The sequence below is a fragment of the Intrasporangium oryzae NRRL B-24470 genome (assembly GCF_000576595.1).
GTDB lineage: Bacteria > Actinomycetota > Actinomycetes > Actinomycetales > Dermatophilaceae > Intrasporangium_C > Intrasporangium_C oryzae.
This window is the reverse complement of sequence record NZ_AWSA01000035.1, coordinates 26,181-49,213: the sequence shown is the minus strand read 5'-3', so window position 1 is coordinate 49,213 and position 23,033 is coordinate 26,181. Positions and strand designations below refer to the sequence as shown.

Below are 23,033 nucleotides of genomic sequence, written 5' to 3'. Positions count from 1 at the left end.
AGCGCCTCGGCGAGCCCGGCCCCCGTCGCGAGGTCGACCCCCGTCCGCCGGCTCGCCCCGACGACGGCGTGGCCCCGCGCGGCGGCCTGCGCCGCGACACGCGAGCCGAGGTCCCCGCTCGCACCCAGGACGACGATCCGCATACGCCAAGCCTCGCCGGAGGCCGCGGCGGCCGCAACACGAGCCGTCCGGCATACGGAATCGGTGTTTCAGCACGTGGGCACCGCAGGTGCGGGGGTGGCGCTGTTCACATGTTGGTTACAACCCGTGACCTGCCCGCGTCGGGCGCCTAGAGTTGCCCCGGCACACCGCGGTGCCTTCGATGGCCCGCGTCCCGGCGGGCCACAGCACCCGTCCGAAAGGGATCACCACGTGAGCAAGCCCGTTGTCCTCATCGCCGAAGAGCTGTCTCCTGCCACCATCGAGGCGCTGGGACCCGACTTCGAGGTCCGGTCGTGCGACGGAGCCAACCGTGACGAGCTGCTCCCGGCGCTCGCCGACGTCGATGCGGTCCTCATCCGCTCGGCGACGAAGATGGACGCCGAGGCGATCGCCGAGGGCAAGCAGCTCAAGGTCATCGCCCGGGCCGGCGTCGGCCTCGACAACGTCGACGTCCAGGCCGCGACCCAGGCCGGCGTCATGGTGGTCAACGCCCCGACCTCCAACATCACCTCCGCCGCCGAGCTCGCCGTCGGGCTCCTGCTCGCCACCGCGCGCAACATCGCCCCGGCCAACGAGGCCCTCAAGGGCGGCGCGTGGAAGCGGAGCAAGTACTCCGGTGTCGAGCTGCTCGACAAGACGGTCGGTGTCGTCGGCCTCGGCCGCATCGGGGCCCTCGTCGCGGAGCGCCTCAAGGGCTTCGGCATGAAGATCGTCGCCTACGACCCCTACGCCTCGCCGGCCAAGGCGGGCCAGCTCGGCGCCCAGCTCGTCAGCCTCGACGAGCTGCTCGCCCAGTCCGACTTCATCACGATCCACCTGCCCAAGACGCCCGAGACCCTCGGCCTCATCGGCGAGGAGGCGCTGACCAAGGTCAAGCCGTCGGTGCGCATCGTCAACGCCGCACGCGGCGGGATCGTCGACGAGGCCGCCCTCGCCCGGGCCATCGCCGACGGGCGTGTCGCCGGCGCCGGCATCGACGTGTTCGCGACGGAGCCGACGACGGAGTCGCCCCTCTTCGAGCACGAGTCCGTCGTCGTCACGCCGCACCTCGGCGCTTCGACCGACGAGGCGCAGGAGAAGGCCGGCATCGCCGTGGCCAAGTCGGTCCGTCTCGCCCTCGGCGGCGAGCTCGTGCCCGACGCCGTCAACGTCAGCAGTGGCTTCATCGCCGAGGAAGTCCGCCCGGGCATCCCGCTCGTCGAGAAGCTCGGCCGCGTCTTCACGGCGGTCGCCGGGGGCGTCCCGGCACAGCTCGACATCGAGGTCCGCGGCGAGATCACTGCCCACGACGTCAGCGTGTGGAAGCTCGTCGCGCTCAAGGGCCTGTTCACCGACGTCGTCGAGGACGCCGTGACCTACGTCAACGCACCGGTCCTCGCCGAGCAGCGCGGGTGCGTCGTGCGGCTCGTGACCGACCCCGACTCCGGCGACTTCCGCAACGTGACGACCGTGCGCGGCACCCTGACCGACGGCACCGTCGTCTCGGTGTCCGGGACGCTCACCGGCCCGAAGATGGTCGAGAAGCTCGTCGGCATCAACGGCTACGACCTGGAGGTCCCGCTCTCCGACCACATGCTCGTCTTCGAGTACTCCGACCGGCCGGGGGTCATCGGCTCCGTCGGCAAGATCCTCGGCGACGCCGGGGTCAACATCGGTGGCATGCAGGTCTCCCGGCAGGGCGACCGCGCGATCGGCGTCCTCAACGTCGACGGAGTCGTCCCGCCGGCCCTCGCCGCCGAGATCAGCGCCGCGGTCGACGCAGGGACGTTCACGGTCGTCAACCTCGAGGACTGACCTCCGGGCCACCCGGCCCGCACCGTATGCCGCTGGGCCGGCACCCGCTCGACACCGAGCGCGGTGCCGGCCCAGCGGCATACCCACGTCCGGGACGACCCACGGTGACTCCGGTCACGCACAGGAAGAACTGCGGTAGGTATGGCGGGACGCCTGTCTCATCTTCTGGAAACCCCCTTTACCTCGTGTTACCGCGGCGTACGGTGAAAAACATGACGCGGCAGCTCGTACTCCTCATTGCCAGCCGCGGCGAGTCCAGGTAGTCAGCGACCTCGCCGCGGAGATCCCGCGTTTCCCGCTGACATGGCTCGCCCCAACCGAACAGGGCTGGAGCCTCCTGAGACCACCAACTCGCACCACCACGAAAGAAGTGAAGCCATGAGCGAAGACGCCAAGGCCGCCCGTCAGGCGCTGCAGGAGTCCATGGACCTGCGCGACCAGGGCCACGCAGACGACTGAGCGGAAACCGCCTGCACGACAACGGCGAAGGCCCTCACCTGCCGGTGGGGGCCTTCGTCGTTCGTTCATTTAGTGAGACATGGATTCCACATCACAAGACGAACCATAGGCTTGGACCATGGGAGAGACGCACGCCAGGGACGCCTACTCGATCGCCGTCATCGGCGGTGACGGCATCGGGCCGGAGGTCGTCGCCGAGGGCCTCAAGGTCCTCGACGCCGTCGTCGGTGAGGCCGGCCCCAAGATCGCGACGACGGAGTACGACCTCGGCGCCCGGCGCTGGCACGCGACCGGCGAGACGCTGCCCGACTCGGTCCTCGAGGAGCTGCGCGGCCACGACGCGATCCTGCTCGGTGCCATCGGCGACCCGAGCGTGCCGAGCGGCGTGCTCGAGCGCGGGGTCCTCCTCCCGCTCCGCTTCGCCCTCGACCACTTCGTCAACCTCCGCCCGGCGCGCCTCTTCCCCGGCGTCGCCAGCCCGCTCGACGTCGCGCGCGTCGCCCCCGACGGCATCGACTTCGTCGTCGTCCGCGAGGGCACCGAGGGCCCCTACACCGGCAACGGCGGGGCGCTCCGGGTCGGCACGCCGCACGAGATCGCAACGGAGGTCAGCGTCAACACCCGCTTCGGCGTCGAGCGTGTCGTCCGCGACGCCTTCGCCCGCGCCCAGGCGCGTCCTCGCAAGCACCTGACTCTCGTGCACAAGCACAACGTCCTCACCCACGCCGGCCACCTGTGGCGTCGCACCGTCGAGGAGGTCGCGGCCGAGTTCCCCGAGGTCGAGACGGCCTACCAGCACGTTGACGCCGCGACGATCTTCATGGTCACCGACCCGGGACGCTTCGACGTCATCGTCACCGACAACCTCTTCGGCGACATCATCACCGACATCGCTGCGGCCATCGCCGGCGGCATCGGCCTCGCTGCCTCGGGCAACATCAACCCGGCCCGCACGACGCCGAGCATGTTCGAGCCGGTCCACGGCTCGGCGCCCGACATCGCCGGCCAGGGCAAAGCGGACCCCACCGCCGCGATCCTCTCGGTCGCCATGCTCCTCGAGCACCTCGGCCACCCGGCCGAGGCGGCCCGGGTCGAGTCCGCCGTCGCCGCCGACCTCGCCGAGCGCGGCACGACCGTGCGCAGCACGAGCGCCGTCGGCGAGGAGATCGCCGCCCGCCTCTGACGCTCACCACGGGCGCCCGGGTCGACGCTCTCCGCCCGGGACCGGCTTCGTCGTCTCACGATGTGGGCGGTAGCCTGACGTCGATCACTGCTGATTGTCCTGGAGGTTCGTCATGACCCAGTCCGCCGCCTCGTCCACGCTCGCCTTCGAGGTGACCCGCCGTGACGACGTCACGCCGGCCGACCGGATCGCCGCGGTCCTCGAGAACCCGGGCTTCGGCAAGACCTTCACCGACCACATGGTCGTCGCGACGTGGACCGCCGACGGCGGCTGGCACGACGGCCAGGTGCGGCCCTACGGCCCCTTCCAGCTCGACCCGGCCGCAGCCGTCCTGCACTACGCGCAGGAGATCTTCGAGGGGATGAAGGCCTACCGTCACGCCGACGGCTCGATCTGGACCTTCCGGCCCGAGGCCAACGCCGCGCGGTTCGCCCGCAGCGCGCGCCGGCTCGCGCTCCCCGAGCTGCCCGAGGCCGACTTCATCGAGTCGCTGCGCGCCCTCGTCTCGGTCGACCAGGACTGGGTCCCCGCCGGTGACGCGGGGGAGAAGAGCCTCTACCTGCGCCCCTTCATGTTCGCCTCCGAGGCCTTCCTCGGCGTCCGGCCCGCCCAGCAGGTCACCTACTCCGTCATCGCCTCTCCCGCCGGCGCCTACTTCTCGGGCGGCCTCAAGCCCGTCACGCTGTGGATCTCCACCGACTACGCCCGCGCGGGCGCCGGCGGCACGGGTGCGGCCAAGTGCGGCGGCAACTACGCCTCGTCGCTCGCGGGCCAGCTCGAGGGCGCCGAGCACGGCTGCGACCAGGCCGTCTTCCTCGACTCCTCGACGCACACCTACATCGAGGAGCTCGGCGGGATGAACCTCTTCTTCGTCACGAAGGACGGGCGCATCATCACCCCCGAGCTGACCGGCACGATCCTCGAGGGCGTCACGCGCAGCTCGATCCTCGAGCTGGCCAAGGAGCTCGACCTCACGCCGGAGGAGCGCCGCATCCCGATCCAGGAGTGGAAGGACGGCGCCGCCAGCGGCGAGATCGCCGAGGTCTTCGCCTGCGGCACCGCGGCTGTCATCACCCCCGTCGGGGAGCTCCGCTGGGAGGGCGGTTCGGTCGACCACCGCCGCGAGGGCCACCAGGACCGCGTCGCCGAGGCGATCCGGGCCCGACTCCTCGACATCCAGTACGGCCGCGCAGAGGACACGCACGGCTGGCTGACGCGCCTCGTCTGACCGCCCGGCGCACCTGCCCGGACGCCCGATGCGACCACCACGGCTCGTCGCGACCGACCTCGACGGCACGCTGCTGCGTCCCGACGGAACGGTCTCCTCGCGCACGGCTCGAGTGCTCCGCGAGGTCGATGCCGCCGGGGTCACCGTCGTCTTCGTGACGGCGCGGCCGCCCCGGTGGATCGACGCGATCGCGGGCTCCGTGGCCGGTCACGGGACCGTCATCTGCGGCAACGGCGCCTTCGTCTACGACGTCGCGACGCGCGAGGTCCTCGCAGTGAACGGCTTCGGCCACGACCTCGTCCAGGCGATCGTGCGCGACGTGCGGCACGAGGTCGACGACGTCAGGTTCGCGGCCGAGCGGTCGAGCGGCCTCTGGTTCGAGCCCGGGTTCCCGCACGACCCCGAGCATCCCGTCCCGGCCGACGCGGTCGAGGCGCCGATCGAGACGCTGGCCGGTGAGGCCGTGGGCAAGCTCCTCGCGCGGTCCGAGGCCCTGCCCGAGGGCGACTTCCTCGACCTCGTCGCTGCGGTGGTCGGCCAGCGCGCCCACGTCGCATACTCCGGGGCAGGCGGCCTGGCCGAGATCAACGCGCCGGGCGTGACGAAGGCCGCGGCCCTGGAGCGGTGGGCCGCCCGCCTCGGGATCGGTGCCGAGGAGGTCTGGGCGTTCGGCGACATGCCCAACGACCTGCCCATGCTCCGCTGGGCGGGCGTGGGGTGGGCCGTCGCGAACGCGCACCCCGACGTGCGCCGGGTGGCCGACCGCACGTGCGGGTCCAACGCCGCCGACGGCGTGGCCGGCGCCCTGGAGCAGCTCCTCCCCGGCTCGGTCCAAAAGGTCTGACGCGGGGCCATTGGGGGAGGGGCGTCCCCGGCTCGGTCGCGCGATCGGCAGTGGAGTGCCGGGAAACTGCCCATTTGTGGGGCTGTTGGGGTGGACGGGGCGGCGCTAGCATTCGGTTCGACTTCATACCGAAGACGAGTAGGAGTGCTGTAGATGTCCCGTGTGACCGAACTCTCCGACGACGAACGCCGGCTCGCCGAGCTGGGCTACAAGCAGGAGCTCGACCGCTCGTGGTCGGGTTTCTCGAACTTTGCGATCTCCTTCTCCATCATCTCGATCCTCGCGGGGTGTTTCACGACCTTCGGCGTCGGGTGGAACAACGGCGGGCCGGCCGCGATCTCGTGGGGTTGGCCGATCGTCTCGGTCTTCATCCTCGTCATCGGCCTGTGCATGTCAGAGCTCGTCTCGGCCTACCCCACCTCCGGCGGGATCTACTGGTGGGCCTCCAAGCTCGGTGGGATCAAGGCCGGCTACTACACCGGCTGGCTCAACCTCATCGGCCTGCTCGCCATCGACGCGTCCGTCGCCTACGGCTGCGCCACCTTCCTCGACCTCGCGATGAGCTCGTTCAGCGACTCGTGGGCCGCCGGCTACAGCCTCGCCCGGGTTTTCGTCATCTTCATCGTCGTGCTCGTGCTCATGGCCCTCGTCAACATCTTCTCGGCGCACCTGCTCGCGATCCTCAACAACATCTCGGTGTGGTGGCACGTCGTCGGTGCGACCGCCGTCGTCCTCATCCTGCTCGTGGTCCCCGACAAGCACGCGTCAGCCTCGTCGGTCTTCACGCACACGGTCAACAACACTGGCTTCTTCGGCGGGAGCACGAGCGGAGTCGGCTTCCTGCTCTACGTCCTGCCGCTGAGCGCGATCCTCACCCAGTACACGATCACCGGCTACGACGCCTCGGCCCACCTCTCCGAGGAGACGAAGTCGGCCGCGAACTCGGCCGCCAAGGGCATCTGGCAGTCCATCGCCTACTCGGCGATCGGTGGCTGGATCCTGCTGCTCTCGTTCCTCTTCGCGGTCCAGGACGAGGCCGGGGTGACCAAGGGGGGCGGCGGCGTCGCGGTGATCTTCCAGCAGGCGCTCGGCAGCAAGTGGGGTGGGCTCGTCCTGCTCATCTCGGCGGTCGGCCAGTTCTTCTGCTCCGTCGCCTGCATGACCTCGACGACCCGCATGCTCTTCGCCTTCAGCCGTGACCGCGCCGTGCCCGGGGCGCAGTACTGGTCGCGGCTCAACAAGAACAAGGTGCCCGTCTACGGCGTCATCGTCTCGGCCGTCATCGCCATCCTCCTCACCCTGCCCGCCCTGATCGAGGTCGACATCAACGGCGCCCCGGTGCCCGTCGCCTTCTTCGCCGTCGTCTCGATCGGCGTGGTCGGCCTCTACGTCGCCTTCGCGATCCCGATCTGGTACCGCTGGAGGCTCGGCGACGCCTTCGTCCCGGGCTCGTGGACGCTGGGGTCGCGGTACAAGTGGATGTGCCTCGTCGCCGTCGCGGAGATCGCGGTCACCTCGTTCGTCGCGCTCCTGCCGACGTCGCCCGGTGGTGTCCCGTTCACGTCCGACTTCGAGTGGAAGTACGTCAACTACACCCCGATCGTGGTGCTCGGCGCGCTCATCCTGCTGTGGATCGCCTGGCACGTCCGCGCCAAGCACTTCTTCACCGGCCCGAAGATGACCATCGACCTGCCCGAGGGCGTCTCCTCGGCCGACGAGCTCGAGCTCGAGCTGGAGGGTCGCACGGCCCACCAGCCCGGCCCGGACGCCTGACCGACCGGCGCGACCGTGCTCCTCGACGCGGCCCTCGCGAGCCTGCCCTGGCTCGCGGGGCCGCGCGAGGTGACGGAGCTGCCGGGTGGCCTGACGAACCACAACTTCAGGGTCCGCACGGCGGAGCACGACGTGGTCGTGCGCCTGTCCTCGGCTGACAGCGAGCTGCTCGGTGTCGACCGGGAGCACGAGTGGCTCAACTCGCGGGCGGCGGCCGAGGCGGGGGTCGGGGCCCCGGTCCTCGACTACCTCCCGGGGCACGGTGTTCTCGTCGTGCAGTTCCTTCCCGGCAGGACGTATGCCGCGCACGACGTCGGCGCCAACCTCCGTCGCATCGCGGACGCGCTCCGTCGCCTCCATGCCGGGCCCGAGTTCGCCTCTCCCTTCGACATGTTCGACATCCAGCGTGGCTACCGGGCCATCGTGGCCGAGCGCCGTCTGGCGGCTCCGGCGGGCTACGACGAGCTCGCCGACCGGGTCGGCGCGGTCGAGGCGGCCCTTCGGGCACGCCCCGAGGCGCTCGTCCCCTGCCACAACGACCTGCTTGCGGCCAACTTCCTCGACGACGGCGGTGACGTGCGGATCATCGACTACGAGTACTCCGGCATGAACGAACCGGCGTTCGAGCTGGGCAACCTCGTCAACGAGTCACGCCTCGACCACGCCTGCCTGGCGGAGCTCGTCGAGGCCTACTACGGAACGGTGACCGCGCAGCGCCTGGCCCGCGCCGAGCTCTGGGGCCTCGCCGGCCAGTACGCCTGGACCCTCTGGGGCGCCATCCAGCACGCCGTCTCGGACGTCGGCGCCGACTTCTGGTCCTTCGCCCTCGAGCGGTTCGAGCCCGCCGCGCGGCTGCTGACGAGCCCCCGCCTCGGTGTTCTCATCGAGGACGCGGTCGGCGTCGAGGGTCCGGCATGACCGCCCTGCCCGACCGGGCGCGCGTGGTCGTCATCGGTGGAGGGGTCATCGGGTGCAGCGTGGCCTACCACCTCACGCAGCTCGGCTGGACGGACGTCGTCCTCCTCGAGCAGGGTTCGCTCTCGTGCGGCACCACCTGGCACGCGGCCGGCCTGGTCGGCCAGCTCCGGGCCACCGAGGCGAGCACACGACTCGTGCAGTACTCGACCGAGCTCTACTCCCGCCTCGAGGCCGAGACCGGGCTCGGCACGGGCTACCGCGTGTGCGGTGGCCTCACGGTGGCCCGGACCCCGGAACGGATGGTGGCGCTGCGGCGCACGGCAGCGAGCGCGGCGGCATACGACCTGGAGTGCGAGCTCCTCACCGCGCGTGAGGCGCGCGAGCGCTACCCGCTCCTCCGCGACGACGACCTCGTCGGCGCGATCTGGCTGCCCGGCGACGGCCGGGCCAACCCGACCGACCTGACCCAGGCGCTCGCGAAGGGCGCGCGGATGCGCGGGGCCCGGATCCTGGAGCGGGTGCGGGTCACGGACGTCCTCACCGTCGACGGGCGGGCAGCCGGCGTCCGCACGAGCGAGGGCGACATCGAGTCGGAGGTCGTCGTCAACTGCGCGGGCCAGTGGGCGTATGCCGTCGGCGCGATGGCGGGTGTCAGCGTGCCGCTGCACTCGGCCGAGCACTTCTACGTCGTCACCGACCAGATCGACGGGGTGCACCGGGACCTGCCGATCCTTCGCGACCCGGACGGCTACACGTACGTCAAGGAGGAGGTCGGCGGCCTGCTCGTCGGCGGTTTCGAACCGCAGGCCAAGCCGTGGGTCTCGCCGGACCGGATCCCGCACCCGTTCGAGTTCTCCCTCCTCGACGAGGACTGGGAGCACTTCGAGATCCTCATGGAGAGCGCGATCCACCGGCTGCCGGTCCTGGCCGAGACGGGCATCCGGAAGTTCTACAACGGGCCCGAGAGCTTCACACCGGACAACCAGTTCATCATCGGCGAGGCCCCGGAGGTGAGGGGCTTCTTCGTCGCGGCCGGGTTCAACTCCGTCGGCATCGCCTCCGCCGGCGGTGCGGGCAGGGCCCTCGCCGAGTGGATCGTCGAGGGCGGCCCGACGATGGACCTCATCGGCGCCGACATCCGCCGGTTCTCCCCGCTGTCCGGCAACCAGGCCTGGCTGCGGGACCGCGTCGTCGAGGTCCTGGGCCTGCACTACGCCGTGCCCTGGCCGAACCGCGAGCTCGAGACGGGGCGCCCCCTGCGTCGCTCGCCCGTCCACGAGGCCCTCGTGTCTCAGGGCGCTCTGCTGGGCAGCCGCAACCACTGGGAGCGGGCCAACGTCTTCTCGCCCCGGGGTGTGTCCCCGAGGCTGGAGTACTCGTGGGACCGTCCGTCGTGGGTGGACTGGTGCGTCGCCGAGCAGGTCGCGACGCGCGAGGCGGTCGCGGTGTTCGACCAGACGTCGTTCTCGAAGTACCTCGTCGCGGGTCCCGACGCGGAGCGCGTTCTCCAGTGGCTCTGCACGGCCGACGTCGACGTCCCGATCGGGCGGGCCGTGTACACGGGGTGGCTCAACGCCCGTGGGACCTATGAGGCCGACGTCACGGTGACCCGGGTCGGCCCGTGCGAGTACCTCGTCGTGAGCAGCGCAGCGACGACCGACCGCGACGTCGACTGGCTGAGGAGACAGGCGCCCCCGGGCTGCGCCGTGACGGTGACGGACGTGACGAGTGCCCTCGCCGTGTTCGGCGTCATGGGCCCGCGCTCGCGCGACCTGCTGTCGAGGCTCTCGGCCGACGACTTCGGGGACGAGGCGTTCGCCTTCGGCACGAGCCGCGAGGTGCGGTTGGGGATGGCCACCGTGCGCGCCACGCGGATCACCTACGTGGGCGAGCTGGGGTGGGAGCTGTACGTCCCGGCGGACCTCGCGGTGGGCGTGTATGCCGACCTGTTCCGGGCCGGCACCGACCTCGGGGTGGTGCCGGCCGGGTACTACGCGATCGAGGCCCTGCGCCTGGAGAAGGGGTACCGCGCCTTCGCCCGTGAGCTGACCACCGAGACGGGTCCCGTGGAGGCGGGTCTGACGTTCGCGTGCAAGCTCCGAACGGGCATCGACTTCCTCGGGCGCTCGGCGGTGGAGCAGGCCCGAGCGCGCGGGCCGCGGAGGCGCATCGTGTCGTTCGTCGTGGACGACCCGGCGGCCTACCTCTGGGGCGGCGAGCTCGTCCTTCGCGACGGGGTGCCCGCGGGGCAGGTCACGAGTGCGGCCTGGGGAGCGACCCTGGGCACCGGCGTGGGGCTGGCGATCCTCGGCGACCGTGCGACGGGGACGGCGACGCTCGACTGGGTACGGGAGGGTTCCTATGAGGTGGATCTCGCAGGGTCACGCTTCGCGGTCGAGGTCGGTCTCCGACCCCCGTTCGACCCCGACGGGCGGAAGCTGTCACGCGGTGGGTCGGCCTAAATGGTTCACTTGCAGACCATTGACGCCGACGGGCTCGAGGTATTGGATCGGAACGTGAACGACGAGAGCAGCCTGACCTCGCTCCCCGACGTCGTGCTGCGACCGGCCGGGGGCAACGTCTTCGAGGCCACGGTCGAGCAGCTCGCCACCGCGATCCGCCTCGGGGTCTTCACCGAGGGTGAGCAGCTGCCCCCGGAGCGCGAGCTCGCCGAGCGGCTGAGTGTCAGCCGCAACACCCTGCGCGACGCGATCGCCGCCCTGCGCGAGTCGGGCCTGGTGACCACGAGACAGGGACGCGGGGGCGGCACGTGGGTCACGTACGCAGCCGAGCACCCGCCGTCCGCGGTCAGCGGGTCGTTCGTCCGGAGCGGGGCCTCCATGCTCGACGCGCTGACCTTCCGGCGGGTCGTCGAGCCCGGTGCTGCCTGGGTCGCGGCGGCCCAGACGCTCGCCGGCGACCAGCGGGCGTGGCTCACCGACTGCCTCCGCGAGGTCGACGACGCTCCCGATGCCGCGGCGCATCGGGTCGCCGACTCGCGCCTGCACCTCGCCATCGCGACCCTGAGCGGGTCGCCCATGCTCGTCGAGGCGGTGACCCGGTCCCAGTCGGCCCTCCACGACATGCTCATGGCGATCCCCGTGCTGAAGCGCAACATCGAGCACTCCAACGACCAGCACCACCAGGTCGTCGGGGCCATCCTCGCCGGCGACGCCCCGGGAGCCCGGGCCGCGATGGAGGAGCACTGCGATGCGACCTCCGCGCTGCTGCGCGGGCTCATCGGCTAGGTCACCACCAGCTTTCATCGCCCAGGTCTCATCGACTCATCGGACAGGAAGACACGACATGGCGTCAGCCCCTCAGCTCACCCTCGACCAGCTCCGTGCCGACATCGAGGCCGGGACCGTCGACACGGTGGTCATCGCCTTCACCGACCTGCAGGGTCGGCTCCAGGGCAAACGACTGCACGGCCACTACTTCCTCGACCACGTCCTCGAGCAGGGGACCGAGGGCTGCAACTACCTCCTCGCGGTCGATGTCGAGATGAACACCGTCGACGGCTACGCCATCTCCTCGTGGGAGCGCGGCTACGGCGACATGTTCTTCGACATGGACCTGACGACGCTGCGACGGACGCCGGGCGCGCCGCACTCGGCGACGATCCAGTGCGACCTGACCTGGCTCGACGGCAGCGGCCTCGTCGCGCAGGCCCCGAGGTCCGTCCTCACGAGGCAGGCCGAACGGGCCCGCGAGCTCGGCTACCGCGCCTACTGCGGCACCGAGCTCGAGTTCATCGTCTTCGAGGACTCCTTCGACGAGGCGTGGGACAAGGGCTACACCGGTATGACCCCCGCCAACCGCTACAACGTCGACTACTCGATCCTCGGCGGGGACCGGGTCGAGCCGCTCCTGCGCGAGATCCGCAACGAGATGTATGCCGCCGGCGTCGTCGTCGAGGGCGCCAAGGGCGAGTGCAACCTCGGCCAGCACGAGATCTCCTTCCTCTACGACGAGGTGGTCAAGACGTGCGACAACCACGTCGTCTACCGCAACGCCGCGAAGGAGATCGCGGCGCGACGCGGCAAGTCGCTCACCTTCATGGCGAAGTACGACCAGCGCGAGGGCAGCTCGTGCCACATCCACCTCTCCCTGCGCGGAACGGACGGTGACGTCTCCTTCGCCGATGCGGGGCGCGAGCACGGGCACAGCGAGGTCTTCGACCACTTCCTCGCCGGCATCCTCGCGACGATGCGCGAGCTCTCGTACTTCTACGCGCCGAACATCAACTCCTACAAGCGGTTCCAGCCGGGCACCTTCGCGCCCACTGCTGTCGCCTGGGGTCACGACAACCGCACCTGCGCCCTGCGCGTCGTCGGCCACGGTGCAGGGCTCCGCGTCGAGAACCGGCTGCCCGGCGGCGACGTCAACTCCTACCTCGCCGTCGCGGCGATGCTCGCGGGCGGCCTCTACGGCATCGAGGAGCGGCTCCCGCTCGAGCCGGCCTTCGAGGGCAACGCCTACACCTCCGACAAGCCCCGGGTCCCCACGACGCTCCACGAGGCGCGAGACCTGCTCGCCGGGTCCGCCCTCGCCCGGCGGTTCTTCGGCGACGAGGTCGTCGACCACTACGTCAACGCCGCACAGGTCGAGATCTCCGCGTTCGACGCGGCCGTCACCGACTGGGAGCGCCGCCGCGGCTTCGAACGCCTCTGACCCACCCACCCCAGCTCCCGGTTCGATGTATCGGCGCGGCGTATGGCACGCGCCCATACATCGAACGGGAAGAAGAAGAGGAAGAACGAGGTCCATGACCACGACGCACGACGTCATCAACCCGGCGACCGAGGAGCTCGTCACGACCGTGGCGCTCGCGACGGTCGAGCAGGCCGACGAGGCGATCGCCCGAGCGAGCGCGGCCTCGGCGGCCTGGCGGGCCGTCTCGCCCGCCGACCGCGGACTGCTCCTGCGGCGGTTCTCCGACCTCGTCGGCGAGCACCAGGACGAGCTCGCGCAGCTCGAGGTCGCCAACGCCGGCCACACGATCGGCAACGCGCGCTGGGAGGCCGGCAACGTCCGCGACGTCCTCGCCTACTACGCCGCGGCGCCGGAGCGGAACTTCGGCCGGCAGATCCCCGTCGCCGGAGGCATCGACATCACCTTCCGGGAGCCGCTCGGCGTCGTCGGGATCATCGTCCCGTGGAACTTCCCCATGCCGATCGCCGGGTGGGGGTTCGCGCCGGCGCTCGCCGCCGGCAACACCGTCGTCCTCAAGCCCGCCGAGCTGACGCCGCTCACGGCGATCCGGCTCGGCGAGCTGGCGCTCGAGGCCGGGATCCCCGAGGGCGTCCTTACTGTCATCGCGGGCCGCGGCTCCGTGGTGGGGGAGCGGTTCGTCACCCACCCCGACGTCCGCAAGGTGTGCTTCACCGGCTCGACCGCGGTGGGGCAGCGGATCATGCGGGGCGCGGCCGACCAGGTCAAGCGGGTCACCCTCGAGCTCGGCGGCAAGAGCGCCAACATCGTCTTCGCCGACTCCGACCTCGAGCTCGCCGCGGCCCGAGCACCGTACGGCGTCTTCGACAACGCGGGCCAGGACTGCTGCGCCCGCAGCCGGATCCTCGTCGAGCGCAGCGTCCTCGACCGCTTCATGGAGCACTTCGAGGCGGCCGTCAAGGGCGTCGTCGTCGCCGACCCCCGCGAGGAGTCCGCCGAGATGGGCCCGCTCATCAGCGCGGGTCAGCGCGAGACGGTCCGGTCCTACGTCGAGGACGCTGCAGAGGATGTCGAGGTCGCCTTCCGCGGCGAGGCTCCCCAGGGGCCCGGCTACTGGTACCCCGCGACGGTCGTGCTGCCCCGCTCGACGAGCGACCGGGTCTGGCGCGAGGAGGTTTTCGGTCCCGTTGTGGCCGTCATGCCCTTCGACGACGAGGCGGACGCGATCGCCAAGGCCAACGACACGGCATATGGGCTCTCGGGGTCGATCTGGACCCGCGACATCGGACGGGGCCTGCGCGTGGCGCGCGGCGTGGAGGCCGGCAACCTGTCGGTCAACTCGCACAGCAGCGTCCGCTACGCGACGCCGTTCGGCGGCTTCAAGCAGAGCGGCATCGGCCGCGAGCTCGGCCCCGACGCGCTCGAGGCGTTCACCGAGGTCAAGAACGTCTTCATCAGCACCGACTGACCCACCCACCTGACGGAAAGAGGAGAAACATGGCAGGCAGGCTCGACGGCAAGGTGGCCGTCATCACGGGCGGGTGCTCCGGCATCGGCCTCGCGACGGTCCGGCGCTTCGCGCAGGAGGGGGCCAAGGTCGTCATCGGCGACCTCGACGAGGTGAACGGCCTGCGGATCGCGCAGGAGGTCGGCGGGACCTTCGTCCGCGTCGACGTCGTGAGCAAGGAGGACGTCGACGCCCTCTTCCGGACCGCCAAGGAGACGTACGGCTCGGTCGACATCGCCTTCAACAACGCCGGCATCAGCCCGCCCGAGGACGACTCGATCCTCGACACCGACCTCGAGGCCTGGCGCCGGGTGCAGGAGGTGAACCTCACGTCCGTCTACCTCTGCTGCAAGGCGGCGCTGCCCTACATGCTCGAGCAGGGGAAGGGCTCGATCATCAACACCGCGTCCTTCGTCGCAGTCATGGGCGCGGCGACCTCCCAGATCTCCTACAGCGCCAGCAAGGGAGGCGTCCTGTCGATGTCGCGGGAGCTCGGCGTCCAGTTCGCCCGCGAGGGCGTCCGGGTCAACGCGCTCTGCCCCGGTCCGGTCAACACTCCCCTCCTGCAGGAGCTCTTCGCCAAGGACGAGGAGCGGGCCGCGCGTCGACTCGTCCACATCCCGATGGGCCGGTTCGGGGAGCCGGAGGAGATGGCCAACGCCGTCCTCTTCCTCGCCTCCGACGAGTCGAGCTTCATCACCGCCTCGACGTTCCTCGTCGACGGCGGCATCTCCGGCGCGTACGTCACACCGCTCTGAGGAGGCCCACGATGCGCCGTCCCGTCATCGGGATCACCACGTACGTCGAGCCGGCCACCCGCGGTGCCTGGGTCGACGTCCCGTCGGCGCTCCTGCCGCACGCCTACGTGCGCAAGGTCGAGGAGGCGGGAGGCATCGCCGTGCTCATCCCGCCCCGCCACGACGGCGACGAGGAGCTCGTCCGCGAGCTCCTCGTCCGCCTCGACGGCGTCATCATCGCGGGCGGCGTCGACGTCGCCCCCGAGCTGTATGCCGCTGAGCGCCACCCGAGCGTCCAGTCCTCCCGGCCCGACCGCGACACGACCGAGCTCGCCATCGCGACCGTGACGCGCGAGCTGGACCTGCCCGTCCTCGGGATCTGCCGGGGGATGCAGGTCATGGCCGTCGCCGCCGGCGGGTCCCTCGTGCAGCACCTGCCCGAGTACGTCGGCCACGACGAGCACTCGCCCGCGCCGGCGACGTACGGCGCCCACCCGGTCGACACGGTCGCCGGGACCCGGACGGCCGACATCCTCGGCCCGCGGGTCGACGACGCCCCGAGCTATCACCACCAGTCGGTCGCCGACCACCCCGGGTACGTCGCGTCGGCCTGGGCCTCGGACGGCACCCTCGAGGGGATGGAGGACCCGGCAGCCCGCTTCCGCCTCGCCGTCCAGTGGCATCCCGAGCACGGCTCTGACCCCAGGCTCTTCGAGGCCCTGGTCGCGGCGGCTGCTCCTGCCTAGCGGGCCGAGGGCCGGTCCACGATGCGGACCCATGGTTTCGCCCGGCGAGACCCCGCCCTACATTGACCCTGTGATGAAGCGACTCGTGGCCACCGCCACGCTCATTATCGGATAGCGCGACGAGACACCCTCGTCGCGCAGACCTCCCAACCCTGGGGGGTCTTTTTGTTTCCCGACCCACCCCTGAGGGAGACGCCGCGAAGCCACACCCAGCCGAGCGGCATACGTGAAGAGCACGAGACGCGGACGGTCACTGGACGGTCGTTCGTTCGACACCGAGATCAAGGGACAATCAAGGTCATGGAAGCCCTGCACGTGTACGACACCACCCTGCGCGACGGCGCCCAACAGGAGGGGCTCAACCTCTCGGTGTCGGACAAGCTGGCCATTGCCGGCCTGCTCGACGACCTCGGAGTCGACTTCATCGAGGGCGGCTGGCCCGGAGCGAACCCGAAGGACACCGAGTTCTTCGAGCGCGCCAAGAGCGAGCTGCACCTGCGCCGTGCGACGCTCGCCGCCTTCGGGGCGACCCGTCGCGCGGGGGGCGTCGCAGCCGAGGACACGCTCGTCCGAGCGCTCGTCGACTCCGGCGCCTCCGTCGTCTGCCTCGTCGCCAAGTCGCACGTGCGCCACGTCGAGCAGGCCCTGCGCACGACGCTCGACGAGAACCTCGCGATGGTCCGCGACACCGTCGGCTTCCTGGTCGGCCAGGGCCGCCGCGTGTTCCTCGACTGCGAGCACTTCTTCGACGGCTGGCACCTCGACCGCGACTACGCCCTGTCGGTCGTGCGGACGGCGCACGAGGCGGGGGCCGAGGTCGTCGTCCTCTGCGACACCAACGGCGGGATGCTGCCCCACCAGGTCGAGCACGTCGTCGCCGACGTCATCGCGCAGACCGGCGCGCGCGTCGGCGCCCACTGCCACAACGACACCGGCTGCGCCGCCGCCAACTCCGTCGCGGCCGTCCGAGCCGGTGCGACGCACGTGCAGGGCACGGTCAACGGCTACGGCGAGCGGACGGGCAACGCCGACCTGATCACCGTCGCCGCCAACCTCCAGTTCAAGCTCGGCCTCACGGTCATGGAGCCCGAGTCGTTCCGCCGGGCCATGCACATCGCCCACGCGATCAGCGAGGTCACCAACGTCCCGGCCTACAGCCGCCAGCCCTACGTCGGCGCGAGCGCCTTCGCCCACAAGGCCGGGCTGCACGCGAGCGCCCTCAAGGTCGACCCCGACCTCTACCAGCACATGGACCCCGCCCTCGTCGGCAACGGGATGCGGACGCTCGTGTCCGACATGGCCGGGCGGGCGAGCATCGAGCTCAAGGCCCGCGAGGCCGGCCTCGACCTGTCCGACCGCCCCGACGTCGTCGCGAGCGTCCTCGCCACGGTCAAGGACCTCGAGCTGAAGGGCTGGACCTTCGACGCCGCCGACGCGACGGTCGAGCTGATGCTCCGGGAGGCGCTCGAGCCCGGGTGCACCGACTACTTCTCCGTCGAGTCGTGGCGCGTCATCACCGACTCGTCCGGCTCGGGGGACGCCACGTCCGAGGCGACGGTCAAGCTCCACGCCGACGGTATGCGGCTCATCGCGACGGGGGAGGGCAACGGTCCCGTCAACGCCCTCGACCACGCCTTGCGCGACGCCCTCAGTCGGGCCTACCCCGAAATCGAGAAGCTCGAGCTCATCGACTTCAAGGTCCGCATCCTCGACGCGTCCCACGGCACCGACGCCGTGACGCGCGTGCTCATCGAGACGTCCGACGGCGAGACGTCATGGGACACGATCGGTGTCGCCGGGTCGATCCTCGCGGCCTCGTGGCGTGCCCTCACCGACGGCATCGTGCACGGCCTGATCCGTCAGGGCGTGCCCAAGCGCTGAGGCGAGAGGAGGCGCGCGAGGCCCGGCAGCCACCCCGGTGCCTCGGCGCGGAACACGTCCGGGAGAAGCCCGGGAGCACCGGCCGGGATCGCCCCGAGCAGTCCCTCGGAGAGGTCGGCGAGATACTCCCGGTTCGTCGTCTCGACGGGGCCGGGGTCGCTCGGCCATGAGCCGATAATGACTCCGAGTTGATCGATCCCTCTGTGGGACACGGCTTCTCGCGTCAGCATCGTGTGGTTCAGCGTGCCGAGGGCGGCCCGGGTGACGACGACGGCGCCGCTGCCGGGCAGGGCCATGGCGAGGTCGGCGAGCGTCTCTCCGCGCCCGGTCAGCTCGACGAGCAGACCGCCCGCTCCCTCGACGAGGACGTGGTCGTGGGTGCGGGCGAGCGCCGCGATCGCGGCGGCGTGCTCGGACAGGGTGGGCAGGGGCTCGTCCTCGAGGGCGGCGGCGGGCCGCGGCGCCATCGGCTCCAGGAGGCGCACCCCCTCGGCGACGTCGGCGGCCGCGAGGCGGGCCACCTCGGCCATGTCGCCCGGCGCGCCGGGCGCGACCCCGGTCTGCGTCGGCTTGTATGCCGCGACGCTCCGCCCCGCTCCGACGAGCAGGGCCGCGATCGCCGCCGTCGCAACCGTCTTGCCGACATCGGTGTCCGTGCCGGTGACCACGATGACACCGGGAAGGGTGCCGCCCGTCCGCGGGAGGGAGCTCATGCGATCACGTCCTGGGCGCGGTGCACGACGGCGCGGATCTGGCGGGTGGCCTCCTGCACCTCGGCGGGGGAGAGGTCGGCCCGAGCGGTGACGCGCAGGCGGGACACGCCGTCGGGCACGCTCGGGGGCCGGAAGCACCCGACGAGGACGCCCTGCGCGCGCAGGTCGAGACAGGCCGCGACTGCGGTGTCGGCGTCGGGCATGGGGACCGACTGGACGGCGCCGGCCGCCTGCTCGGTGCCGAACGCCGCGCTGATCGCGGCCGCGTTGGCCCGGACCCGGCCTGCGAGACCCGGCTCTGCCTCGACGATCCGCACGGCTGCGAGGGCGGCCGCCGCCGACGCCGGGGCGAGCCCGGTGTCGAAGATGAAGCTGCGCGCCGTGTTGACGAGGTGGTCGCGGATCGCGGCCGGCGCGAGGACGGCGCCGCCCTGCGAGCCGAGCGCCTTGGACAGCGTGGCGGTCACGACGACGCGCGGGTCGCCGGCGAGGCCGAGCTCGCGCACGAGTCCCCGGCCGGCGCCTGCGACGCCGACGCCGTGCGCCTCGTCGACGACGAGGAGCGCCCCGTGGCGGTCGCACACCGACGCGAGCTCGAGCAGGGGAGCGGCGTCACCGAGGACGGAGTAGATCGACTCCACCGCGACGACGACCCGCGACCCGGCGCGCTCGGCCAGTGCGGCGTCGAGGGCCACGGGGTCGTTGTGCGCGAAGGTCGCGTAGGGGACCCTCGACATCCGGGCCGCGTCGTGGAGCGACGCATGCGCGTGGGCGTCGAGGAGGATCTGCGCCCCGCGCCCGGTGAGGGCGGTCAGCACGCCGAGGTTGGCGGCATACCCCGTGGAGAAGACGAGCCCCGTGGGTTGGCCCGTGAGTCGGGCGAGCGCCGACTCGAGTTCTCGGTGCACGGGAAGCGTCCCCGTGACGAGGCGGGAGGCGGAGGCCGAGGTGCCGTAGTGCCCGAGCGCCTCGCGCGCCGCCGCGACGACGCGCTCGTCCTGCGCAAGGCCGAGGTAGTCGTTCGAGGCGAGGTCGAGCAGGCCGTCGTCGCGGCCCTGGCGCAGGATCGCGTCGAAGCGCTCGGTCCCGCGCTGCCGTCGCAGCTCGCCGCGCTCGGTGAGCCACTCGCCCCAGACGTCTCGCGAGCTCATGAGCCGTGCACCTCGTCGACGGCGCCGATGACGGCTGCGGCGATCGTGGCGACGTCCTCGTCGCTGCTGACGTAGGGCGGCATCGTGTAGACGAGGTCGCGGAACGGGCGCACCCACACCCCGCGGCGCACGGCGGCACGCGTCACGGCCGGAACGTCGACCGGACCGTGGAGCTGCACGACGAACACGGCGCCCAGGCTGCGCACGTCGCGGACGGCCGGGTGCTCCCTGGCCGGGGCGAGGCCCGTCGCGAGGGCGGCACCCACGCGGGCGACGTCGTCCTTCCAGCGCGTCTCGAGGAGGTCGAGCGAGGCTCCGGCCACCGCACACGCGAGCGGGTTGGCCATGAATGTCGGCCCGTGGAGCAGGGCCCGGAACTCCGAGCGCGTGACGGCCGCGCCGACGGCCAGCGTCGTGAGCACCGCCGCGAGGGTGAGGTAGCCCCCGGTCAGCGCCTTGCCGACGCAGAGGACGTCCGGAGCCGCGTCGGCCCACTCCGAGGCGAACAGCCGCCCGGTGCGCCCGAACCCCGTCGCGATCTCGTCGGCCACGAGGAGCAGGCCGAGCTCGTCGGCAACGGACCGCATCGTCCGGAGGCAGTCGGGGTGGTAGACGTACATGCCGCCAGCGCCCTGCAGGACCGGCTCGACGATGATGCCGGCGATCTCGTCGGCGTGCGCTGCCGCGAGCTCCCGGAAGGTGGTCTCCCACTCGGCCAGGGCGCTCTCGTCGGTCTCCCAGCGCTCGGCGCCGTCACCGCCCACAACGAGCCGGGCGGCCGGCGGACGGGGCGCGAACACGTGTCGGGCGAGGGCGCCCGGGAAGGCCGAGTGCATGCCGTCGACCGGGTCGCAGACGCTCATCGCCGCGAAGGTGTCGCCGTGGTAGCCCCCGCGCACGGTGAGGAACCGTTGCCGTCCGGGCCGCCCGACCGCCGCCTGGTACTGCAGGGTCAGCTTGAGCGCGACCTCCACCGACACCGAGCCCGAGTCGGCGAAGAAGACGTGGGCCATCGGGCCGGGCGCGATGGCCGTGAGTCGCTCGGCAAGCGCGACCGCGGGCTCGTGGGTCAGGCCGCCGAACATGACGTGGCTGAAGCGGTCGACCTGCGCGTGCGCCGCCGCGTCGAGGACGGGGTGACGGTAGCCGTGGATCGCGCACCACCACGAGGCCATCGCGTCGATGACCTCGGTGGTCGTGCCCGCCCGGTCGGTGAGGGTCAGACGGACGCCCGAGGCCGCGGACACGGCATACGGCTCAGGGCCGTCGAGGGGGGCGTAGGGGTGCCAGACGAGCCCGCGGTCGCGGTCCGCGAGGCCGACGCCGGCCGCACGCTCAGGCATTGGGCGACGCGTCCGTGCCGGCGCCGCGGCGGCGCTTGACGGGGTCGTGGGACGCGACCCCGGCGAGGACCGGCTCGGGGCCGTCATCGAGGGCACCGTCCGGTGCCCCGAGGATGACGAACCCGTTGTCGCGGATGAGCTCGAGGTCGGCCTCTGCGGCCTGCCCCTCGGACGTGAGGTAGTCGCCGAGGAAGATCGAGTTGGCGACGTGGAGCGCAAGCCCCTGGAGCGAGCGGAGGTGCATCTCACGCCCGCCGGCGATGCGGATCTCCCGGTCGGGGCAGACGAAGCGGGCCATCGCAAGGATCTTGAGGCAGCGCGCCGGCGAGAGCTCCCACGTGCCCTCGAGCGGGGTGCCGTCGAAGGGCATGAGGAAGTTGACCGGGATCGAGTCGGAGTCGAGGGCCTTGAGGGCGAAGAGCGCCTCGACGAGCTGTTCGTCGGTCTCGCCGAGGCCGGCGATGAGTCCGGAGCAGGGGGACAGGCCGGCGTCCTTGGCCTTCGTCACCGTGTCGACCCTGTCGGCGTAGGTGTGACTCGTGACGATCTCGTCGTGGTGGGACTCGGCCGTGTTGATGTTGTGGTTGTAGGCGTCGACCCCCGCCTCGCGGAGGCGCTCCGCCTGGCCGTCCTTGAGCAGCCCGAGGCAGGCGCAGACCTCGACCTGAGGGTGCTCCTCCTTGAGGGCCCCGACCATGCCGGCGACCCGCTCGATGTCACGGTCGGTCGGGCCGCGCCCGCTCGAGACCATGCAGATGCGTGTCGCGCCGCCCCGGAGTCCCGCGGTCGCCTGCTCCACCGCCTCATCGGTCTTGAGCCACGTGTACGTGAGGATGTCGGCCTGCGAACCGAGGCGCTGCGAGCAGTAGTGGCAGTCCTCGGGGCAGAGGCCCGACTTGAGGTTGACGAGGTAGTTGACCTTGACCGTCTTGCCGAAGTGCTCGCGGCGCAGGCGCCCGGCCGCCGCGACGAGAGGGAGCAGCTCGTCGTCGTCGGCTCGCAGCACGGCGAGGGCCTCCTCGGGAGAGGCGGCGCCGCCGGCGAGGATCCGGTCGGCGAGCTGGTCGAACGAGGTGGACGACGGCGTCATGGAGGCGCTCCTTGCGGCAGGGGCTTGAACGGTGTTCAACTTGAACGGTGTTCAGTATGCCGAGTCGCTAGGCTCGGCTGTCAAAGGACGCAGGGGAGGTTGGTCGTGGCGCTCAGCCGTGAGCAGGTCGTCGGCACGGCCGTTGACATCCTCCGCCGCTACGGCCTCGCCGACCTCTCGATGCGTCGCCTCGCGCGCGAGCTCGACGTCCAGCCGGGAGCCCTCTACTGGCACGTGGCGAGCAAGCAGGAGCTCCTCGTCGAGGTGGCGGACGCGCTGCTGGCCCGGATCGAGGAGCCGCACCCGGAGCGCCCGCCGGCCGAGTCGCTCGCCTCGCTCGCCTCGGCCATCCGCGAGGCGGTCCTCCAGGTTCCCGACGGAGCGGAGGTCGTCGCCCTCGCGTATGCCGTGGAGCCGGGGTCCGTGCGCCCGCTCCGTGACGTCGTGCGCCTCGTCGGGCGCCTCGGCGTGGCCCCGGCGGAGCGGGACGCCGTGGCCGAGCTCGTCGTCCACCACGTCCTCGGCTCGGTCGGCATCGAGCACGACCGGCGCAGGGCGGAGGCGGCGGAGCCGGACGTCTCGCCCCCCTCACCGGCCGAGGCGGCCAAGGCGTTCGAGGTCGGCATCGGCGTCATCCTGCGGGGCATCGAGCGCCCGTCCTGAGTCCCGGTACGGCGAAGCGCTGGGCGGTTCAGGCCCCGCCCAGCGCCAACCCGTGAGGGTGATGTCCGTCGTGCGCGCGTGCCTGCACCTTCGCCGACAACCGTTCAGAGCGGCATACCCCGCCTCTGATACATCGACGTGCCGGAGCCCCGGCCACTGTCGTGGCC

18 protein-coding genes are annotated in these 23,033 nt (G+C 71.5%); 14 read left to right on the top strand and 4 right to left on the bottom strand.

The annotated features are described in order from the left end of the window. Positions 1 to 372 precede the first annotated feature (372 nt). The 13 genes from serA (at position 373) to cimA (ending at position 17,906) form a co-directional block, all read left to right on the top strand. Entirely contained in the window at positions 373 to 1,956 is a 1,584-nt protein-coding gene (serA, locus tag N865_RS15235; RefSeq protein ID WP_034807693.1) for a phosphoglycerate dehydrogenase, read from the top strand. Positions 1,957 to 2,533: 577 nt separating this feature from the next. Further along, the gene (locus N865_RS15225) at positions 2,534 to 3,598 is read left to right on the top strand and encodes a 3-isopropylmalate dehydrogenase (RefSeq protein WP_034807688.1); all 1,065 of its coding nucleotides are present in this window, start codon (positions 2,534 to 2,536) and stop codon (positions 3,596 to 3,598) included. Positions 3,599 to 3,710: 112 nt separating this feature from the next. Then, the gene (locus tag N865_RS15220; protein ID WP_034807685.1) at positions 3,711 to 4,826 is read left to right on the top strand and encodes a branched-chain amino acid aminotransferase; all 1,116 of its coding nucleotides are present in this window, start codon (positions 3,711 to 3,713) and stop codon (positions 4,824 to 4,826) included. A gap of 28 nt (positions 4,827 to 4,854) precedes the next feature. Then, positions 4,855 to 5,670 (top strand): HAD family hydrolase, encoded by an 816-nt coding sequence (locus tag N865_RS15215; protein WP_034807683.1) that lies wholly within the window; start codon positions 4,855 to 4,857, stop codon positions 5,668 to 5,670. Positions 5,671 to 5,823: 153 nt separating this feature from the next. After that, positions 5,824 to 7,443: an amino acid permease gene (locus N865_RS15210; protein ID WP_051510680.1), complete on the top strand. Its 1,620-nt coding sequence runs from the start codon at positions 5,824 to 5,826 to the stop codon at positions 7,441 to 7,443. A gap of 15 nt (positions 7,444 to 7,458) precedes the next feature. Continuing rightward, complete coding sequence (locus N865_RS15205) at positions 7,459 to 8,361, top strand: choline/ethanolamine kinase family protein (protein WP_034807681.1); 903 nt, start codon at positions 7,459 to 7,461, stop codon at positions 8,359 to 8,361. Then, positions 8,358 to 10,823 carry a GcvT family protein gene (locus N865_RS15200; protein ID WP_034807679.1) on the top strand — a complete coding sequence of 822 codons (2,466 nt, stop codon included), beginning with the start codon at positions 8,358 to 8,360 and terminating at the stop codon, positions 10,821 to 10,823. Before N865_RS15205 ends, N865_RS15200 begins: the two co-directional genes overlap by 4 nt. Positions 10,824 to 10,877: 54 nt before the next feature. Next, positions 10,878 to 11,609 carry a FadR/GntR family transcriptional regulator gene (locus tag N865_RS15195; protein WP_034807676.1) on the top strand — a complete coding sequence of 244 codons (732 nt, stop codon included), beginning with the start codon at positions 10,878 to 10,880 and terminating at the stop codon, positions 11,607 to 11,609. Positions 11,610 to 11,667: 58 nt separating this feature from the next. Further along, positions 11,668 to 13,035 (top strand): glutamine synthetase family protein, encoded by a 1,368-nt coding sequence (locus N865_RS15190; protein WP_034807674.1) that lies wholly within the window; start codon positions 11,668 to 11,670, stop codon positions 13,033 to 13,035. A gap of 94 nt (positions 13,036 to 13,129) precedes the next feature. Further along, a complete protein-coding gene (locus tag N865_RS15185; protein ID WP_034807672.1) occupies positions 13,130 to 14,503 on the top strand; it encodes an aldehyde dehydrogenase family protein in 1,374 nt (457 codons plus the stop codon). A 29-nt stretch (positions 14,504 to 14,532) separates the two neighbouring features. Further along, positions 14,533 to 15,300, top strand: coding sequence for a 3-oxoacyl-ACP reductase (locus tag N865_RS15180; RefSeq protein WP_034807669.1), 768 nt, complete (start codon positions 14,533 to 14,535; stop codon positions 15,298 to 15,300). An 11-nt stretch (positions 15,301 to 15,311) separates the two neighbouring features. Continuing rightward, complete coding sequence (locus tag N865_RS15175; RefSeq protein WP_034807668.1) at positions 15,312 to 16,025, top strand: gamma-glutamyl-gamma-aminobutyrate hydrolase family protein; 714 nt, start codon at positions 15,312 to 15,314, stop codon at positions 16,023 to 16,025. 300 nt (positions 16,026 to 16,325) lie between these two features. After that, the gene (gene cimA / locus N865_RS15170; protein WP_034807666.1) at positions 16,326 to 17,906 is read left to right on the top strand and encodes a citramalate synthase; all 1,581 of its coding nucleotides are present in this window, start codon (positions 16,326 to 16,328) and stop codon (positions 17,904 to 17,906) included. On the opposite strand, the gene bioD is transcribed toward cimA, so the two are convergent. The 4 genes from bioD to bioB are packed head-to-tail and all read right to left on the bottom strand — an operon-like array spanning position 17,885 to position 22,203. Next, the gene (gene bioD, locus N865_RS15165; RefSeq protein ID WP_034807664.1) at positions 17,885 to 18,619 is read right to left on the bottom strand and encodes a dethiobiotin synthase; all 735 of its coding nucleotides are present in this window, start codon (positions 18,617 to 18,619) and stop codon (positions 17,885 to 17,887) included. The genes cimA and bioD overlap by 22 nt on opposite strands. Further along, positions 18,616 to 19,770, bottom strand: coding sequence for an 8-amino-7-oxononanoate synthase (locus tag N865_RS15160; RefSeq protein ID WP_034807662.1), 1,155 nt, complete (start codon positions 19,768 to 19,770; stop codon positions 18,616 to 18,618). Before N865_RS15160 ends, bioD begins: the two co-directional genes overlap by 4 nt. Continuing rightward, a complete protein-coding gene (gene bioA, locus N865_RS15155) occupies positions 19,767 to 21,113 on the bottom strand; it encodes an adenosylmethionine--8-amino-7-oxononanoate transaminase (protein ID WP_034807661.1) in 1,347 nt (448 codons plus the stop codon). The genes N865_RS15160 and bioA overlap by 4 nt, the downstream gene beginning before the upstream one ends. Next, on the bottom strand, positions 21,106 to 22,203 hold the full coding sequence (gene bioB / locus N865_RS15150; RefSeq protein ID WP_034807659.1) for a biotin synthase BioB: 1,098 nt from the start codon (positions 22,201 to 22,203) through the stop codon (positions 21,106 to 21,108). The genes bioA and bioB overlap by 8 nt, the downstream gene beginning before the upstream one ends. 105 nt (positions 22,204 to 22,308) lie before the next feature. Between bioB and N865_RS15145 the strand changes: the two genes are divergently transcribed. Then, positions 22,309 to 22,866: a TetR/AcrR family transcriptional regulator gene (locus tag N865_RS15145; protein WP_034807657.1), complete on the top strand. Its 558-nt coding sequence runs from the start codon at positions 22,309 to 22,311 to the stop codon at positions 22,864 to 22,866. The last annotated feature ends 167 nt before the right edge of the window (positions 22,867 to 23,033 follow it).

Coding starts and splice junctions, on each gene's coding strand:
- N865_RS15225 (WP_034807688.1), top strand. CDS start 2,534: ATGGGAGAGACGCACGCCAGGGACGCCTACTCGATCGCCGTCATCGGC.
- N865_RS15220 (WP_034807685.1), top strand. CDS start 3,711: ATGACCCAGTCCGCCGCCTCGTCCACGCTCGCCTTCGAGGTGACCCGC.
- N865_RS15215 (WP_034807683.1), top strand. CDS start 4,855: ATGCGACCACCACGGCTCGTCGCGACCGACCTCGACGGCACGCTGCTG.
- N865_RS15210 (WP_051510680.1), top strand. CDS start 5,824: ATGTCCCGTGTGACCGAACTCTCCGACGACGAACGCCGGCTCGCCGAG.
- N865_RS15200 (WP_034807679.1), top strand. CDS start 8,358: ATGACCGCCCTGCCCGACCGGGCGCGCGTGGTCGTCATCGGTGGAGGG.
- N865_RS15190 (WP_034807674.1), top strand. CDS start 11,668: ATGGCGTCAGCCCCTCAGCTCACCCTCGACCAGCTCCGTGCCGACATC.
- N865_RS15185 (WP_034807672.1), top strand. CDS start 13,130: ATGACCACGACGCACGACGTCATCAACCCGGCGACCGAGGAGCTCGTC.
- N865_RS15180 (WP_034807669.1), top strand. CDS start 14,533: ATGGCAGGCAGGCTCGACGGCAAGGTGGCCGTCATCACGGGCGGGTGC.
- N865_RS15175 (WP_034807668.1), top strand. CDS start 15,312: ATGCGCCGTCCCGTCATCGGGATCACCACGTACGTCGAGCCGGCCACC.
- cimA (WP_034807666.1), top strand. CDS start 16,326: ATGGAAGCCCTGCACGTGTACGACACCACCCTGCGCGACGGCGCCCAA.
- bioD (WP_034807664.1), bottom strand. CDS start 18,619: ATGAGCTCCCTCCCGCGGACGGGCGGCACCCTTCCCGGTGTCATCGTG.
- N865_RS15160 (WP_034807662.1), bottom strand. CDS start 19,770: ATGAGCTCGCGAGACGTCTGGGGCGAGTGGCTCACCGAGCGCGGCGAG.
- bioA (WP_034807661.1), bottom strand. CDS start 21,113: ATGCCTGAGCGTGCGGCCGGCGTCGGCCTCGCGGACCGCGACCGCGGG.
- bioB (WP_034807659.1), bottom strand. CDS start 22,203: ATGACGCCGTCGTCCACCTCGTTCGACCAGCTCGCCGACCGGATCCTC.